The organism is Actinoplanes sp. CA-252034 (assembly GCF_050956125.1).
Lineage (GTDB): Bacteria > Actinomycetota > Actinomycetes > Mycobacteriales > Micromonosporaceae > Actinoplanes.
In genome coordinates this window covers 873,691-890,120 of the sequence record NZ_CP191846.1, presented here as the reverse complement: position 1 = coordinate 890,120, position 16,430 = coordinate 873,691, and the positions used below count along the sequence as shown (strand labels likewise).

Annotated in this window: 12 protein-coding genes; 7 read left to right on the top strand and 5 right to left on the bottom strand. The window is 72.6% G+C overall.

Annotated features, from left to right (window positions below; genetic code table 11):
* Positions 1-242: 242 nt before the first annotated feature.
* Both ACQPZW_RS04165 and ACQPZW_RS04160 read right to left on the bottom strand, forming a co-directional pair.
* The gene (locus ACQPZW_RS04165) at positions 243-2,027 is read right to left on the bottom strand and encodes a putative bifunctional diguanylate cyclase/phosphodiesterase (RefSeq protein ID WP_433793507.1); all 1,785 of its coding nucleotides are present in this window, start codon (positions 2,025-2,027) and stop codon (positions 243-245) included.
* A 134-nt stretch (positions 2,028-2,161) separates the two neighbouring features.
* Positions 2,162-2,980, bottom strand: coding sequence for an SAM-dependent methyltransferase (locus ACQPZW_RS04160; RefSeq protein WP_433793506.1), 819 nt, complete (start codon positions 2,978-2,980; stop codon positions 2,162-2,164).
* Positions 2,981-3,270: 290 nt separating this feature from the next.
* Between ACQPZW_RS04160 and ACQPZW_RS04155 the strand changes: the two genes are divergently transcribed.
* Positions 3,271-4,149 (top strand): helix-turn-helix domain-containing protein, encoded by an 879-nt coding sequence (locus ACQPZW_RS04155; RefSeq protein WP_433793505.1) that lies wholly within the window; start codon positions 3,271-3,273, stop codon positions 4,147-4,149.
* A 44-nt stretch (positions 4,150-4,193) separates the two neighbouring features.
* On the opposite strand, the gene ACQPZW_RS04150 is transcribed toward ACQPZW_RS04155, so the two are convergent.
* Positions 4,194-5,348 (bottom strand): acyl-CoA dehydrogenase family protein, encoded by a 1,155-nt coding sequence (locus tag ACQPZW_RS04150; protein ID WP_433793504.1) that lies wholly within the window; start codon positions 5,346-5,348, stop codon positions 4,194-4,196.
* Between the two features lie 228 nt (positions 5,349-5,576).
* Between ACQPZW_RS04150 and ACQPZW_RS04145 the strand changes: the two genes are divergently transcribed.
* The 6 genes from ACQPZW_RS04145 to ACQPZW_RS04120 all read left to right on the top strand — a co-directional run bounded on the left by ACQPZW_RS04145 (position 5,577) and on the right by ACQPZW_RS04120 (position 14,652).
* On the top strand, positions 5,577-10,709 hold the full coding sequence (locus ACQPZW_RS04145) for an SCO7613 C-terminal domain-containing membrane protein (protein ID WP_433793503.1): 5,133 nt from the start codon (positions 5,577-5,579) through the stop codon (positions 10,707-10,709).
* Between the two features lie 98 nt (positions 10,710-10,807).
* Positions 10,808-11,344 (top strand): RNA polymerase sigma factor, encoded by a 537-nt coding sequence (locus tag ACQPZW_RS04140; RefSeq protein ID WP_433793502.1) that lies wholly within the window; start codon positions 10,808-10,810, stop codon positions 11,342-11,344.
* Complete coding sequence (locus ACQPZW_RS04135; protein ID WP_433793501.1) at positions 11,341-12,102, top strand: zf-HC2 domain-containing protein; 762 nt, start codon at positions 11,341-11,343, stop codon at positions 12,100-12,102. Before ACQPZW_RS04140 ends, ACQPZW_RS04135 begins: the two co-directional genes overlap by 4 nt.
* Complete coding sequence (locus ACQPZW_RS04130) at positions 12,099-12,842, top strand: ABC transporter ATP-binding protein (RefSeq protein ID WP_433793500.1); 744 nt, start codon at positions 12,099-12,101, stop codon at positions 12,840-12,842. Before ACQPZW_RS04135 ends, ACQPZW_RS04130 begins: the two co-directional genes overlap by 4 nt.
* Complete coding sequence (locus ACQPZW_RS04125; protein ID WP_433793499.1) at positions 12,839-14,074, top strand: hypothetical protein; 1,236 nt, start codon at positions 12,839-12,841, stop codon at positions 14,072-14,074. Before ACQPZW_RS04130 ends, ACQPZW_RS04125 begins: the two co-directional genes overlap by 4 nt.
* Positions 14,071-14,652, top strand: a complete 582-nt coding sequence (locus ACQPZW_RS04120; protein WP_433793498.1) for a hypothetical protein — start codon at positions 14,071-14,073, stop codon at positions 14,650-14,652. The genes ACQPZW_RS04125 and ACQPZW_RS04120 overlap by 4 nt, the downstream gene beginning before the upstream one ends.
* Here ACQPZW_RS04120 and purE read toward each other — a convergent pair.
* The gene (gene purE, locus ACQPZW_RS04115) at positions 14,649-15,149 is read right to left on the bottom strand and encodes a 5-(carboxyamino)imidazole ribonucleotide mutase (protein ID WP_433793497.1); all 501 of its coding nucleotides are present in this window, start codon (positions 15,147-15,149) and stop codon (positions 14,649-14,651) included. The genes ACQPZW_RS04120 and purE overlap by 4 nt on opposite strands.
* The gene (locus ACQPZW_RS04110; RefSeq protein ID WP_433793496.1) at positions 15,150-16,292 is read right to left on the bottom strand and encodes a 5-(carboxyamino)imidazole ribonucleotide synthase; all 1,143 of its coding nucleotides are present in this window, start codon (positions 16,290-16,292) and stop codon (positions 15,150-15,152) included.
* Positions 16,293-16,430 lie beyond the last annotated feature (138 nt).

Here is a 16,430-nt window from a genome sequence, read left to right as displayed (position 1 = left end):
TCGGACCGGCGCAGAGACCACTCGCCGAAGCGCGGGCCACCACGCCGAGGGGGAAGATGAGGACTTCCGGCTCGCGCATGAAAATTTTCGTGTCTTTGCCAAGTTTTTGCGAGCTGGGAAATTCAATGTTTCAGATATATCGCTGGTTCGTCAACGCTCGGCGTCCAGAACATGCACTGGCACCCGCGCTCACCGGCGACGCGCTCTACGGAGGCCCCCGGTCGGAGCCGGACGGGCCGCCCTCAGATCGGGAGAGAGCCCACGGGTGACAGCGACGCCGACGCCGACGCCGGCTCGGCGAAGAGCGGTCCCTGGCCGAGGTCGCAGCCCAGAGCGCTGAGCCGCAGATGCTGAGTCTCGGTCCTGATGCCGTCGGCGATCACGGTCATGCCGAGGTCATGGCACAGCTCGATGGTGTGCCGCACGATCGCGGCCGCCGCCATGTCGTCGCCGTCCTCCAGATCGGCCACGAGCTCGGCCGCCAGCTTCACCGTCGTCACCGGCAGCCGCGACAGCGACCGCAGGCCGGCACTACCGGCGCCGTAGTCGTCGAGCGCGAGCCGGACACCGAGGTCCGCCAGGCCCTGCAGCACCTGAGGATGCCGGCGGACGGCGTCGCTCTCGATGATCTCCAGTTGCAGGCGCTCGGCGGGCAGCCTCGTCCGGTGCAGCACGTCCGCGACCGCGGCGACCAGACCGGAGTCGGCGATCTGCGCGGCGGCGAGGTTCACGCTGATCAGCAGGTCGTGGCCCCGGCCATGCCAGGCCGCGCCGTGATGACAGGCCCGTTCCAGCAGGGTGTGACTCAGCCGGCGGACCAGGCCGGTCTGCTCGGCCAGCCTGATGAAACGGTCCGGGCCCAGCAGGCCCTCCACCGGATGCCGCCATCGGGCCAGCGCCTCCAGGGCCACGACCCGGCGATCGGCCAGGACCAGGATCGGCTGGAAGAACGGCTCGAACTCGCCGCGTTCCAGGGCGGCCGGCAGCGCGGCGGCCAGCCGGTACCGGCTGTAGTCCGCTTCGGCCCGGCCCTGCTCGAAGACCACCACCCCGCCGGGATCCTCGTGCGCCCACGCCAGTGCCCGGTGCACATCGCGCAGCCACTCGTCCGGCTCGTGGCGCGAGCCGGCCGGCGCCTCCACGATCCCGGCGCTGGTCTTCACCCGCGGCACGTAACCGTCCACCGACGGCAGCTCCACCGTTCGCATCGCCAGCCGGGCCAGCTTCGCCACCTTCACCATCTGGTGGGTGCTGGTCGTGCCGGTCATGAGCAGCACGAACTGCTCGCCGCCGAGGTGCGCCAGCAGGTAGCGGCCGCCGGTCTCCCGTCCGGTGCGCTGATCCCGGGCCGTGGCGTTCCAGGACTGGACGAGATCGCCGAGACACCGGCCGATCGCCCTCAGCAGATCGTCACCGTGGCGGTGCCCGAGGGCGTCGTTGAGGTCGGCGAAGCCGTCGACCCGCAGCAGGCACGCCCCGATCCGCCCGCGCCCGGCCGCCAGCCGGCGCAACGTCTCACGCAGGTGGGCCCGATTCGGCAGACCGCTCACCGGGTCATGCAGGCGGGCACGCTGCAACCGGTCCTGGAGCGCGGACGTGTCGGCCTGCCAGGTCACCCACATCGCCCGGTTGATCTCCTCGCCGACCGCCATCGCGGTGTCGCGCAACGCCGCCGCGAAACCGTTGCCGACCTGTTCGACCACCCGCAGGACCCGGTCTCCGATCATGTCCGGGCCGCCGTCGACGAGCCCGGCCAGCCCGGCGGTGAGCAGCCGGACGGTCACCCCGACCACCCTCGGGTCGGCCAGCCGCAACTCCACCAGCCGGGCGCCGGCCCACCGCCCCGGCCCCGGCTCGAACGGCTCGGTGGTGATCGTGTCGACGAGCCGTTCGAGCAGCTTCTTGATCTCCTGGAAGGTCTCCGCCCGCCGGCCCGGCACGTAGCCGACCGAGGCGACCTCGTGTAGCCACCGATGAGCCAGCGCGTCGAGCGCCGATCCGTCCGCCGCCTGGATCAGGTGCGTCATGGTGGCGGTTCCTCCGTGGAGTCGACGGCCGGGCACGCAATGTGATGGCCGTCGTCACTGTGCAATGCGGAGAACAGGCATCGCCACTCGAGCCCACCCGCAGACCACCCCGGAGGGTGACAGCCCGGAGCCACCTATCGTCGTCGCGCGACCGCGACCAGCGCGTTCGGCTGCGGCGGGATGTCGGCGATCTGCTCCGGGTCGGGCCGCCACCGGTCGGCGGCCACGATGCCCGGCTCCAGCACCTCGAAGGAGTCGTCGATGAGAGCCCGGAACTCCCGGCCGTCTCGGATCACGAGCGGGGTGGGCGTCTTCTCGTACAGCCTGCGGGCGGTCTCCTGTCGTTGCAGGCCCTGCTCGCTCACCTCGGGTCCGACATGCGAGAGGACCAGGAAGCTCCCCGGCATCAGCGCCGTGCCGATCCGGGAGATCAGCGCACGGGGGGCGACCTCGTCCGGGATGAAGTGCAGCACCGCCACCATCAGCACCGCGATCGGCCGGGAGAAGTCGAGGAACGAGATCACCTCGTCGTTCCACACCACGGCGTCGGGATCGCGCAGGTCACCGTGGATCACCTGCGCCTTCGGATTGTCGCGCAGCAGACTGCGGCTCTGCTCGACCGCGATCGGGTCCACGTCGACATACACCACCCGCGCCCGCGGGTCGGCTCTCTGCGCCACCTCGTGCACATTGCCCAGCGTCGGGATCCCCGAGCCGATGTCCAGGAACTGATCGACGCCCTGCTCCTCGACCAGCCACCGCACCGCCCGCCCCAGATAGGCGCGATTGGCCCGCGCGATCAGGTGCGCGTCCGGGAACAGCGCCTGGACCTGGTGCCAGAACGCCCGGTCGACGGCGAAGTTGTGCATCCCGCCGAGCGCGTAGTCATACACCCGTGACGCGTTCGGCACGGTGATGTCCACACCCTCCGGCACCCAAGAGTCGTACTCCATCACCGTCACCTCCGCGCCGGGGGCCCTTCCCGCATCCTATGTATCCGCCGGCGCCGGAAAGGAGGGGCGAAGTCACTCGAACGGATTACGCCATTGCGGGCTCCTATCGGAAAAATATGCCCGCATGCGCACGAAACCGGTCACCGTCACGGCTGAATGCAATTTCGCAAGGCTGACCGGGCTTGCCGCTCTTTCGATTGACGGGGCACGATTCCATACGTGAAATGGCGGTGACGTCAGCATCCCCCATGCGTGGACGCTCGCCCTCGGCCCCTTTACGGAGAGCCCGATTGCGCCCGAAGATCCTGTCTCCACCAGGCGACGAAGGCCGCCCGAACCATGTCCACGAGATTCTCGGCCGCCGTCTGACCGCCTTTCGGGAGTCGGCCGGCATCGATCGGAAGGCCGCCGCGAAGCACATCTCCGGTTCCGCGTCCAAGATGAGCCGGATCGAGCTCGGCCGGATCCGTCTCAAGGACGACGACCTGACGAGACTGCTCGATCTGTACGGGGTGATCGACTCGGGCGAACGCCTGTCGCTGCTCGAGCTCAACCGTCGCCTCAACGGAAAGAAATGGTGGGATTCCTACAGCTACTCGTTCGCCGACTGGTTCTGCTCGTATCTCGTCCTGGAGTCGGCCGCCGAGTACGTCTGGACCTATGAATGCTCGCTGGTGCCCGGACTGCTGCAGACGAGCGCCTACGCGGAATCGATCATCCGGACCCGGTACTCCGACGACGAGCACGTCCGCCGTCTCGTCGACGTGCGCATGCGGCGGCAACAGATGGTGCTCGGCAGCGGAGCGCCGAAGCTCTGGGCGGTCGTGGACCTCGGCGCGCTCACCGACGGCGTCGACGACACCACGATCATGCGGGAGCAGATCGAGTTCCTGATCGAGGCCGCCGACTTCACGAACGTGTGCGTCCAGGTGCTACGGCCACGGTCCGGCCTGTGCGCCCTGCGCAACGACTCCTTCTCCGTCCTCAGGCTCGGCGGCACGAACCTGGCGGAGGTCGTCTACCTCGAGAACCTGGAGAGCGCGCACTTCCTCGACGACCCCGGCAAGTCGGAGCCGTACCGCCTGGCCATGGCCCGGATCGGCGGCGCCGCGGACCCACCCGAGCTGACCCGTCACACGTTGGAGGCCGTGCTCAACCGCATCGGGTAGGGCCTCGCCGAGCCCGGACGGCACGACGGCGAGGCCCCGCTCGATCAGTCCTTCAGGAGCTGCCGTGCCATCACGATGCGCTGCACCTGGTTCGTACCCTCGTAGATCTGGGTGATCTTGGCGTCGCGCATCATGCGCTCGACCGGGTAGTCGCGGGTGTAGCCGTAACCGCCGAGGATCTGGACCGCGTCGGTGGTGATCTCCATGGCCACGTCGGAGGCGAAGCACTTCGCGGCCGCGCCGAAGTAGGTCAGGTCGGCGTCACCGCGCTCGCTCTTGCCGGCCGCCGCGTAGGTGAGCTGCCGGGCCGCCTCCAGCTTCATGCCCATGTCGGCGAGCATGAACTGCAGGCCCTGGAAGTCGGCGATCGCCTTGCCGAACTGCTTGCGCTCCTTCGCGTACCCCAGGGCGAAGTCGAGCGCGCCCTGCGCGATGCCGATGGCCTGCGCGGCGATGGTGACCCGGGTGTGGTCGAGGGTCTTCATGGCTGTGGCGAAGCCGGTGCCCTCCTCGCCGATGATCCGGTCGGCGGGGATGCGCACGTTGTCGAAATAGACCTCGCGGGTCGGGGAGCCCTTGATGCCGAGCTTCTTCTCCGGAGCACCGAAGCTGACGCCCGCGTCGGACTTCTCCACCACGAACGCGGAGATGCCGCGGGAGCGGGCGGACGGGTCGGTGACCGCGAAGACCGTGTAGTACTCCGAGACGCCGGCGTTGGTGATCCAGCGCTTCACGCCATTGAGCACCCAGTGGTCGCCGTCGCGGACCGCGCGGGTGGTCATCGAGGCGGCGTCGGAGCCGGCCTCGGGCTCGGAGAGGCAGTAGGAGAACATGCCCTCGCCGGCCGCGACCTTCGACAGGTACTTCGCCTTCAGCTCCTCGGACGCCGCGATGATCAGCGGCATCGTGCCGAGCTTGTTGACCGCCGGGATCAGCGACGACGACGCGCAGGCCCGGGCCACCTCCTCGATCACGATCGCGGTGGCGAGGGCGTCGGCACCGGCGCCGCCATACTCCACCGGGATGTGCGGGGCGTGGAAGTCCGAGGAGCGCAGGGCGTCATACGACGCCTTGGGGAACTCACCCGTCTCGTCGGCCTCGGCGGCGTGCGGGGCCACCCGCGCGTCGCAGACCTCGCGCACGGCGGCGCGGATCGTCTCGTGGTCCTCCGGAAGCCGGTAGACGTCGAAATCAGCCATGCCCTTAACCTTCCCTAAGGTCGTCCCGGGGCAATGTTACCGGTGCGTAGCGTGGGCTGGGCAACAGTCCGGAGTGTGCCGAATATCGCGGCCCCACCTGGGCATCCGGGGAAACCGCCGGGTTCGGGGCCGTTTCCACAGATCTCCACCCGCTTGAGACTGTTCTAATGAGGTGCCGGAAAGGCATGCTCTAACTACAGACAGCGGCCGGACGGTCGAGGAGGTCCTGTGGCGCAGGCTGACGAGCCCGATCACGTTGACGAACAACTGGCTCGCATCGACGCCTCCATATCCGACCTGAAGATCCGCGACATGCAGGCCGCCGCCGAGCGGACCAAGATCGCGAGCAAGCTCCAGGCCGCGTTGTTCCAGCGCGACATCCTCGCGCATGCGCAGAAGCAGCAGCGGTCCAAGGGCACGAAGACCCGGCGCACCACCGCGGCCGCCGCCGCCCGGCGCAAGCCCGTCGACTACCCACCACCACCGCAGCCCGGCGAGGCCGGGCCGCCCCAGGTCGACGCCGAGGAGCCGCGGCCGCCACGCCGGCCGGGCCCGGCGCCGGACTGGGCCGAGCCGGGCACCGCGCACACCGGGCCGCCGGGCGTCGCCACCGACGGGGTGGCCGTCCTGGTCGACGACCCGCCCCCGACCGAGCGGCCCGAGCCGCCGCGAACGAGGCCGAAACCACCGCCACGCCGGCCGCCGCTGGCCACCATGGAGCACCCGCCCGAGGCGTCCACCCAGTCGGTCCAGAACATTCTGCTGGTCCTGGGCGCGCTGCTGCTCGGCGTGGCGGCCGTCGTGTTCGCCACGGTGGCGGTCAACAACCCGTTCGCGCGCGCGCTGATCCTGGCGCTGTTCACCGGGATCGCCCTGTCGGTCGCGCCCGGCGTGGCCAAGCGCGGGCTCACCTCGACCGGTGAGACGATCGCCGCGATCGGGCTGATCCTGCTCCCGATGACGCTGTACGCGTTGCACGACAGCCCGTTGACCGGCGCCGACGTGCCGACCGCGCTCTACCTCGGCATCACGTTCGCGCTCACCGCGGTGGCCGCGTTCGTCTACGCCGGGGCCACGCGACTGGCCGCTCCCCGGTACGCCACGGTGATCGCGACACAGCCGGTCGCGCCACTTCTGGCGTACCCCCTGATCCAGAGCCCGGCCGGCTGGGGCCTCGCGCTGACCGCCGTGGCCCTCCTCGACCTGCTGCTCCTCACCCGGGTGATCCGGGCCGGCCGGCTGGTCCCGCGCTGGCCGCTGGGGCGGCCCGTGCCCGCCGACCGCGAGTCGCTCGCCGACGCGGACACCGACCGCGGTCCCGACCCGGCCGACCCCTCGTCGTACGCCGCGGACGCCCCGCCGCGCCCGGAGTCCCGCCAGGAGGAGCCGGACCTGATCATCCCCGGCTTCAACCGGCCGCGTCGCCGCTGGCTCCCGACCCGGATCTTCCCCGGGCCACGACCGGAGGGCGCGCCGCCGGCCGGTTCGATGCCGCTGGCGCCACCGGCCGTCCCGCCGTCCGCCGACTGGCTGCGGGAACTGACCTTCGCGCTGCTCTGCATCGCGTCCGCGGGCGCACTGCTCTACTCGTCGGTGGCGTTGCTTCAGGCACAGGTGCTGGGTGACGCGCTGCGTTCCGGCCTGATCCTGATCGCCGCCGCGCTCACCGCGGTGGCCGCCGCCCGCCTGCTCAAGCAACCGACCGCGATCAACGTGGCGGGCGCGGTGCTCACCCTCGCGGTGATCGGCGCGATGGCCCGGATCGCCGGTGTGGTGGCGCCGAACTGGAGCGTGGTGGCCGCCGCGGCGACCGTCGCGGTGGCCGGCGCGGTCATCGGCATGCTGCCGGAGACGATGCGGCGTGGCCCGCAGTACGCGTCGACCGGCGCGCTCGTCCTGCTCGGCCTCGTCGTCGGGGTGGACGTGCTGCGCGCGGCGGTCGCCCCGATCGCGGCGGCCCGGCCGATCTGGGACGCGGACACCACGGCGTACGCTCAGCGGCTCGTCGAGGCGGTCGGCCCGTCCGGCTGGCTGCTGGCCTTCAGCGCGCTGCTCATGACCATCGCCGCCGCCCTCGCTCTGCCCACCACGATCCGGCACGAGGGCGCGGTGATCGGCATCGCCCTGACCGCGCTGGCCGTACCCGCCTCGCTGGGCCTGCCCTGGTCGGAGGCGCCGTGGCCGCTCGTGCTGGCGTCGATCGGGCTGGGGGCCGCCGGTCTGTGGGCCAACACGCTGCGGACCGCGGCCACCCACGTCGCGGCGGCCGGAGTCGTCGGCCTGTTCGGGGCCTGTGCCGCGCTGAGCGCCTCCTGGCTGACCGCGGCCGTGCTGACCGCCCTGGCCGGGGCCGGGGTGATGGTCGCGATCGCGGCCCGGCAGATCCCGGTGCGCCTGTTCGCCTGGGTGATCGGCGACTGGGCCTCCGGCGCCGCCGCGCTGGCGATCCCGGGCGCCGCGGTGACCGCCGCGCTGGCCGTCTCCGACCCCGGTGGCGGCCCGCCACCGACCGCCGGCTCGACCGTCCCGGCCCTGGCCGCCGGCTTCCTGGCGGTCGCCGCCACGCTCAGCTACGCCGCCGTGTTCCAGGTGGCGCGACGCGAGATCAGCCTGCCGATGACGGCCGGGACCGGCCTGGGCGCGATGGCGATGGCGCTGGCCGCGCTCTTCGCCCCGGGCGCTGCCGCGCCGGACATCTGGGTGGGCGCGCTGCTGCTCGGCGCGGCCGTCCTGCTCTTCTTCGCCAAGTCGATCGACAACCGGGGGCGTACGGACCGGATGCTCGACGGCCCGGACATCGCCGCCGCGGCCGCCACCGTGGCGATCTGCGGCGCCCTGGCCCGGGTCGCCGCCCTGGCCTTCCCGGACGCGCCGCTCGCCGTCGCCGGTGTGATGGTGCTGCTGGTCGGCATGGGTGTCACCGTCCTGCCCGACGACTGGCGGCCCGGCCCGGCCCGTGGTCTGGGACTGGCCGCCCTCGTGGTGGGCGCGATCGCCGGATGGCAGGCGGTGGTCGGCGGGCTGAGGGCGCTGTCGCTGCCCGGTCCGCTGTGGGCCGCCGACCTGTCCGCCTATCCGGCCACCCCCGAAGCGGGGGCCTGGCAGGCCCCGTTCGCCCTGGTCGCGATCGCGATCACGGCGGCGATCGCGATGCCGAGACCGTGGTCGCCGTACGCGTCGGGGCTGGCCGCCGCGATGGCCACGATCGGCACACCGTACGCGTTCGGCATGCCCTGGTGGTCACCGCTGCTCGTGGGCACGGCGGTCGCGGTCGCGTACGCGCTGGCCGCCGTCGCCGCGACCGACGCGCACTCGGCCCGCGCCCGCGCCGGGGTGGCCGCCGCGGTGCTGCTGCACGCCGCTTCGGCCGGTCTGGCCCGGCCCTGGTCGACCGCGCTGGCGCTGCTGGCGATCGTGCTGCTCGGCACGGTGGTGGCGGCCGCCGCCCGGATTCCGGTGAAGGCGCCGCCGACCTCGTTCGAGGACACCGCCGAGCTCGAGGAGACGCCGGACGAGGCCCCGGATCGGGTGCTGCCGCAGCACCGGGCGCAGATCGGCGGCGCGGCCGCCGGGTCGGTGCTGCTGGCGCTGCCCGGTGTGCTGGCCGCGCTCGCCGCCGGCCAGGGACACGGCATCGAGGTGGTGCTGACCGCCGCGCTGGCCGGTTCCACGCTGGGCCTGGCGGTCCTGGCCGCGGTCGGCCGGTTCCTCCCGCAATATCTGCCGTGGGCCACGATCGGCGTGGTGCTGGGCGCCACGGTGACCGCGGTGGCCTGCATCCCGACCGACTATCCGACCGCCCTCTACGCGGCGGCGGCCGCCCTGGTGGGGGTGCTCGCCGAGATGCTGCGCGGCGCGGTTCCGCCGGCGCCGTCGCCGGTGCCGCGGATCGCGCCGTTCGACGACAGTCCGGCCGCCAGCCGCTACATGCGGATCCGGCGGTCCGGCTGGGGTGAGCGCTGGCTCGCCGACCCGGCCGCGGGCGCCGTGATGCTGGCGCTGCTGCCGACCATTCTCGCGCTGTTCTCGCTGGCACCGGCGTTGCGGGCGGCGCTGGTCGACCCGCTGGGCCAGCTGCGGGCGATCTGGGACGGCCCGATCCCGGAGCTGACCGCACCCGCCGCCGGCACCGTGAACGGCACCAGCGCCCTGGCCGCGGTGCTACTGACAGGCGCGGCCGCGCTGGCCGCGGTCGGTTTCGGCGGCAAGGTGTCCGAGGCGGTCCCGGTGATCCTGCCGGGTCTCGCGTTGACCCTGCTCATCACCCCGATCGCCCTGGACGCGCGGTTCCCGGCCGCGACCGGGGCGGCGCTGGTGGTCTTCACCATCTCGATGCTGGGTCTGGCGCTCACCCCGCCACCGGTCGCGCACCGGGCGCCGCTGCTGCGCACCACCCGCGGGGTCGTCTTCGCGATCGGCCTGCTCGCCGGTGGCGCGGGGCTGGCCGGCAGCCTGGCGTTGGAGTCGCTGACCGTGTTCACGCTGGGCAGCGCGGTCGGGGTCGGCCTGGTCGCGGCGCTCGCCGGGCGCAACCAGTCGGCCCGTCTCCTGGGCTGGCTGTTCGCCGCGCTGATGGGCCAGATGTTCGTGATGGCGGTGGCGATCTCGGCCGGGCTGGAACGGCACTGGGCGGCGTTCGGAGTGCTCGCTGTCGGCGCGGGCCTGCTGTCGCTGGAGGCGGCGCTGCCCCGGCTCGGGCTGCCGCAGTACCGGGCCGAGGCGATCACCGTCGAGTGGAGCGGGTATGCATCGGCGGCCGTCGCCGGCGTGCTGGCCCTGAACTCCCCCGCCCATCTCGCGGCGCTGCTGGCGGCCTGGGGTGCGGTGCTGGGCCTGACGGCGTCCCGGCCGGACCGTACGGCGAGTCAGCGGCGCACCCTGTTCTGGGTGGCCGTCGGGTTCGAGATCGCCGGCTGGTGGCTGTTCATCTCGCTGAACGAGGTGGGGCTGCCGGAGGCGTACACGCTGCCGTTCGCTGCTCTGGCGCTAGCGGTCGGTGTGGTCGAGGCGCATCACCGGCCCGATCTGAGCAGCTGGGCGGCGTACGGTCCGGCGCTGCTGGCCGCTTTCGTGCCGACGATCGGCATCGTGATCGCCGGCAACGGCGGCGACCTGCGTGCGGTGCTCCTGCTGCTCGGGGCGGTGGCGACGCTCATCGTCGGCTCGCGCAGCCGTCAACAGGCACCCGTAGTGGTCGGCACGGCCGCCACGGTGGTCGCGGCGCTGGCGTTCGCCTTCACTGTCGGTGGCCCGTGGCTGATGCTGATCCCGGTCGGTGTGGTCCTGCTGTTCCTGGGAGCATCGAGCGAGAACCGGCGGCGTACCCAGGAGTTCCGCGAGGTGCTCTCCAAGATGCGGTGACCGCCGGCGTCCCGGGGAGTTCCGCGAGGCCCTCCGACATGCGGTGACCGCCGGTGTGAACCGGATCTCGGCGCGCTGCGTCCCTACCCTGCGTGGAAGTGGAATCGATCGGGGACGACGCGGCGCTGCGCCGGATCGCGGCCGGTGACCGGGCCGCGTTCCAGGCGTTCTACCGCGCCCACGCCCCGTGGCTGTCGGCCCGGTTGCGCCGCCGGTGCCCCGATCGCGAGCTGGCGGCCGAGCTGCTGCAGGAGACCTTCCTGGCGGTGTGGCGGGTCGCGGCCGGCTATCGGGGTGGCGCCGAGGCGGCCGGCTGGCTGTGGTCGATCGCGCTGAGCCGGCTGATCGACGCGCAGCGGCGGGCCGCGGTCCGCCCGCGCACGGTCGAGGCGGCCGGCGACGCGGTGCACGGCCGGCATCCGTCGGCCGAGGACGAGGCACTCACCCGGGTCTGGGACACCGCGGTGATCGACGCTCTGCGCGGCCTCTCCCCCGAGCTCAAGGCGGTGCTCCAGGCCACCGTGCTGGACGGCCTGAGCGTCCGGGAGGCGGCCGTGCTGCTCGGCGTGCCGGAGGGAACGGTCAAGACCCGCGCCATGCGGGCCCGGCGTCTGCCGAGGGAGGCCCTCTCATGAGCCATCACGTGTCCGACGCCGAGTTGCTGGCCTGGACCCGGGACCGGCTGACCGAGCCGGACGTCTGGTCGCTGGAGGCGCACCTCGACGAGTGCCGGGCATGCCGGGCGCGGGTCCCGGGCGATCCGGCGCCACCGCCGACGGCTCTGCCCCCGCAAGGGAGGGTACGGCGGGCCACCCCGGCCCGCCGGATCCGGATGCTGGTGGGGTCGGGTCCGCATGCGCGGGCCGCGTGGATCTCCGCGGTCGCGGCGACGGTCGGGCTGGCCCTGGTCGTGGCGGCTCAGCCGGTCGCTGTGGTGCCGCAGTGGGTGCTGCTGTTGACGGCGCCGGCACTGCCGGTCCTCGGGACGGCGATGTCCTACGGGCGGCACACCGATCCGCTGCACGAGATGGTCGCGTCCACGGCGTACGGCGGCCTGCGCATCGTCCTGTGGCGGACCCTGTCGGTGCTCGTCGTCTCGCTGCCGGTGTCGGTGGCCGCCGGTCTCGCGTCCGGCCTGGGCGTCCCGGCGGTCTGGCTGCTGCCGTGCGTGGCACTGACCGCGCTGACCCTGGCGCTGGCCTCGCTGACCGGCCCGGCCGTGGCGGCGACCGCGGTCGGAGCGGCGTGGGGCGTGCTGGTCGTCGGCACCAGGTGGAGTCCCGAGGGCACCACCGACCTGCTGGTGTCCACCGGCACCACCCCGGCCTGGCTGATCACGACGGTCGCCGCGGTTCTGCTGATCATCGTCCGGAAGAGGGAGGCGCACCGGTGACGGTCGTGGTCGAGGAGTTGCGGGTCCGTTACGGCCGCCGGGTCGTGCTGGACGGTCTGGACCTGGTGCTGGACACCGGAGTGCACGGTCTGCTGGGGCCGAACGGGGCGGGCAAGACGACGCTGATGCGGGTGCTGGCCACGGTTGCCCGGCCGGAACGGGGCACCGTCCGGCTGCTGGGCACGGCGATCGACGACGAGAAGGCGCTGAGGCGGGTGCGCCGGGAACTGGGCTATCTGCCACAGAGTTTCGGTTTCTATCCACGGTTCACGGTGCGCGAGTTCGTCGAGTACTTCGCCTGGTTGAAGCAGATGCCGGCGAACCGGATACCGACGGCGGTGGACCGGGCGCTGGAGCGGGTCGGCCTGCTGGACCGGGCCGACGACCGGATGCGCACCCTCTCCGGCGGCATGCAGCGCCGGGCCGGGATCGCGCAGGCGATCGTCAACGACCCGCGTCTGCTGCTGCTCGACGAGCCGACCGCGGGACTCGACCCGGAGCAGCGGGTGCGGTTCCGCGCGCTGCTGCGGGAGGTTGGCGTGGACGCGTGTGTGCTGGTCAGCACACATCTGGTGGAGGACGTCGCGGTGGCGTGCGAGCGGGTCGTCCTGGTCGACCGGGGCAGTCCGATCTTCACCGGCACGCCGGAGCGGTTGGCCGCGGCCGGCGGTGACGGCGATGTCGGCGACTCCGCGCTCGAGCGCGGCTACACGGCCGTGCTGAGGGCGGCGCAGGCATGACCGGTGGCAGCGGCGACCGGGCGGCCGGCGCGCGTATGGCCCGGCGCATCCTGTGGACCGAGATCCGTCGCGGCACTCCGCCACTGGTCGCGCTGTTCACCGCGATGGCGATGACGTGGATGCTGGCGGCGCATCCGGAGAGCTGGGCCGGTCAGTGGACGGGGCTTTCCACGTACCTCCGCGTCTCGCTCCTGATCTTGATCCCACTACAGGTCGCCGGCGGCGCCTGGCAGATCGGCCGGGACCGCCGAGCCCGGATCGAGGATCTGCTCTCCACCATGCCGCGACCGGCCTGGCAGCCGCTGGTGGCCGCCTGGGCGGCGGTGACGCTGGCCGGCCTGGCCGGCCTCGTGCCGCCGCTCGTCATCGCGATGATCCTTGTCGGTCTGCGTGCCAGCCACGTCGGTGACGGATGGTGGTGGCCCCTCCTGGTCGGCCTGATCGCGCTGCCCTCCGCCGCGGCCCTCGGCGTCCTGCTCGGGCGGTTCGTGGCGCTGCGGCTGGTGGCCCCGGTCGCCGGCGTGATCGTCTACCTCGGTCTCGCCGTGCCGGTCTACCTGCACGAGACACGCTGGACGGGCCTGTCCCCGGTGATCGGTTACGCCGGGCCGGCGGACGTCTGGCCGGTCGGCTATCACGCCTGGCAGGCCGGCTGGCTGGTCGCGCTCGGCGCGGTGCTCTTGTCGCTGGCGGCACGCCTGTGGTGGACCGCCGTGGTCCCGGGCGCGCTGGCGGCGGCCCTGGTGGTGGCGGCGCCGGCCGGCAGTGGCGTCGGCACGGATGCCGCGGCGCTCGCCCTGGTCTGCACCGACCGGACTCCTCAGGTCTGTGTCACCCGGGTGCACGCGTTCCTGCTGGAGGACATCGCCGGCCCGGTCGAGGCCCAGCTGGCCCGGGTCGCCGGCGTGCCCGGCGCCCCGGTCCGCGCGGTCGACGTCCTGGCTCGGGAGCAGGACGAACGCCGCGACGACGTCTGGTGGATCTCGATCACCACCCAGGCGGGGGTGACGGGTGGCCCGGCCCACCCGGAGTGGCTGCCGGACGTCCGGGAGCTGATCTACGACACGGGCTGCCCGTCGCCGGCCGATCCGACGGCCGCTCAGACGCTCACCACGGCGTCGGAGCACCTGGCGGAGGAGCTGACCCCGGAACACGAGCAGTGGGTCGGCCGGGTCCTGGCCGCCGCGCGTGCCTGCGACCAGGACGAGTTGCGAAGGCTGGCCCGGTCGTGATCCGCCTGCATCTGCGGGCCCGCGGCGTCCCGGCGTTCGCCGCCGGACTGCTGGTCGTCGCGGCACTCGTGGCGACCGCCATGCGGTTCCTGGCCACCCGGCCCTTCTTCGACCCGGTGGAGGCCCGCACGCCGGTGCTGGCCGTGGGTCCGCTGCTGGCCGCCATGTTGCTCGGTCCCACCCTGGCCGGCGCCGACGAGTGGCTGGAACGCGGCGTGCCGGTGCCGTGGCGCCTGATCAGAACCGGTCATCTGGCCGCAGCGGTGACGATCACCGCCGGACTGCTGGCCCTCGCCGGGCACGGTGACGCCGCGCTGATCCGCAACACGCTCGGCTGCGTCGGACTGGTCGCCGCGGGCGCCGCCCTGATCGGGACACGGCTGGCCTGGCTGCCGGTCCTCGCCTATGTCTGCGCCGTCTACGCCGCGGCGCCGCCGCTCGACGGCGGCCCGGCGCAGATCTGGGCGTGGCCGGTCCAGCCGTCCACGGCCCCGCTCGCCTGGTGGCCGGTGCTGGCCGTTTTCACGGCCGGCACCGCCCTCTACGTGCTCCGGGGAGCCAGAGCCGACGGAGCCTAGGCGCCCATCAGGCGGTCGCGCAGCGCCGCGTCCTTCTCGGCGACCAGCTTCTCCAGCCCGGCCTGGAACTCCACCATCCTCTGGCGGATCTCCGGATGCGAGGCGCCGAGAATGCGGACCGCGAGCAGGCCGGCGTTACGCGCCCCACCGATCGACACGGTCGCCACCGGCACCCCGGCCGGCATCTGCACGATCGACAGCAGCGAGTCCATCCCGTCCAGGTGCTTGAGCGGCACCGGGACGCCGATCACCGGCAGCGGGGTCAACGCGGCCACCATGCCCGGCAGATGCGCGGCCCCGCCGGCCCCGGCGATGATCGTCCGGATGCCCCGGTCGGCCGCCGACTCGGCGTAGTCCACCATCTTCTTCACGGTCCGGTGGGCGGAGACCACACCGACCTCGAACGGGACGTCGAACTCGGCCAGAGCGACCGCGGCCGCCTCCATGGTCGGCCAGTCCGAGTCGCTGCCCATGATGATGCCGACGACGGGATTCATCTACACACCCTCCTGAAGCCACTTGGCGGCGCGAACCGCCCGCGCCCGCACCTCGTGCAGATCATCGCCGAGCACCGTCACATGACCGATCTTGCGGCCCGGACGGATCTGCTTGCCGTAGAGGTGCACCCGGGCGCCGGGGTCGGTGGCGAACAGGTGGTGCAACCGCTCGTCGATGGAGATGCCGCCGGGCTCACCACCCAGCACGTTCGCCATCACGACGACCGGGGCGGTCAGCGCTGTCGAGCCCATCGGATAGTCGAGGACGGCCCGCAGGTGCTGCTCGAACTGCGACGTCCGGGCGCCCTCGATGGTCCAGTGGCCGGAGTTGTGCGGGCGCATGGCCAGCTCGTTGACCACGATGCCGGCGTCCGTCTCGAACAGCTCGACGGCGAGCAGGCCGACCACACCGAGCGAGGTGGCCAGGTCGATGGCGAGCTGCTGCGCCTCGAGCGCGCGCTCCTCGGACAGGCCCGGCGCGGGCGCGACCACCTCGACGCAGATGCCGTCGCGCTGCACGGTCTCCACCACCGGGTAGGCCGCGACCTGCCCGAACGGCGACCGGGCGACCAGGGCGGCGAGCTCGCGCCGCAGCGGCACCTTCTCCTCGACGATCAGCGAGATGCCGGTCGACACCAGGTCGTCGGCGGCCTCACGGGAGCCGACCATCCAGACGCCGCGACCGTCATACCCCCCACGGGTGGCCTTGGCCACCACCGGCCAGGAGCCGCCCGCGAACGCCTCGATCTCCTCGCTCGTCGTCACGCGGGCCCAACGCGGCACGGGAGCCCCCAGCGCCGCCAGCCGCTCCCGCATCATGCCCTTGTCCTGCGCGAAGACCAGCGCCTTGGACCCCGGGAAGATCTTCACCCCCTCGGCCTCGAGCGCCTCGATGTGCTCGGTCGGCACATGCTCGTGGTCGAAGGTGACGGCGTCGCACCCCTTCGCGAACTCACGCAGAGCAGCGAGATCGGTGTGCGTGCCGATCGGCACATCGGCCGCGACCAGCGCGGCACTGTCATCGGGCTTCTCACTGAGCACGCGCAGTGACTGGCCGAGAGAAATGGCGGCCTGGTGGGTCATACGGGCCAGCTGCCCGCCCCCCACCATGCCGACTACAGGCAGACCGGTTCGGGTATCCATCGCGACGCCAGCCTAGCGACGCCGCAGATCAACCCCCAAATCGCGGTGGTACGGCCACACCTCCCCCACCCGCACCACCCCGCCCCCGCCCTCCGGGCGCTACCGCCGCCGGTCCGGCCGCCCGCCGCATTCACCCGT

Coding starts and splice junctions, on each gene's coding strand:
- ACQPZW_RS04135 (WP_433793501.1), top strand. CDS start 11,341: ATGAGCCATCACGTGTCCGACGCCGAGTTGCTGGCCTGGACCCGGGAC.
- ACQPZW_RS04125 (WP_433793499.1), top strand. CDS start 12,839: ATGACCGGTGGCAGCGGCGACCGGGCGGCCGGCGCGCGTATGGCCCGG.
- ACQPZW_RS04110 (WP_433793496.1), bottom strand. CDS start 16,292: ATGGATACCCGAACCGGTCTGCCTGTAGTCGGCATGGTGGGGGGCGGG.
- ACQPZW_RS04160 (WP_433793506.1), bottom strand. CDS start 2,980: ATGGAGTACGACTCTTGGGTGCCGGAGGGTGTGGACATCACCGTGCCG.
- ACQPZW_RS04165 (WP_433793507.1), bottom strand. CDS start 2,027: ATGACGCACCTGATCCAGGCGGCGGACGGATCGGCGCTCGACGCGCTG.
- ACQPZW_RS04150 (WP_433793504.1), bottom strand. CDS start 5,348: ATGGCTGATTTCGACGTCTACCGGCTTCCGGAGGACCACGAGACGATC.
- purE (WP_433793497.1), bottom strand. CDS start 15,149: ATGAATCCCGTCGTCGGCATCATCATGGGCAGCGACTCGGACTGGCCG.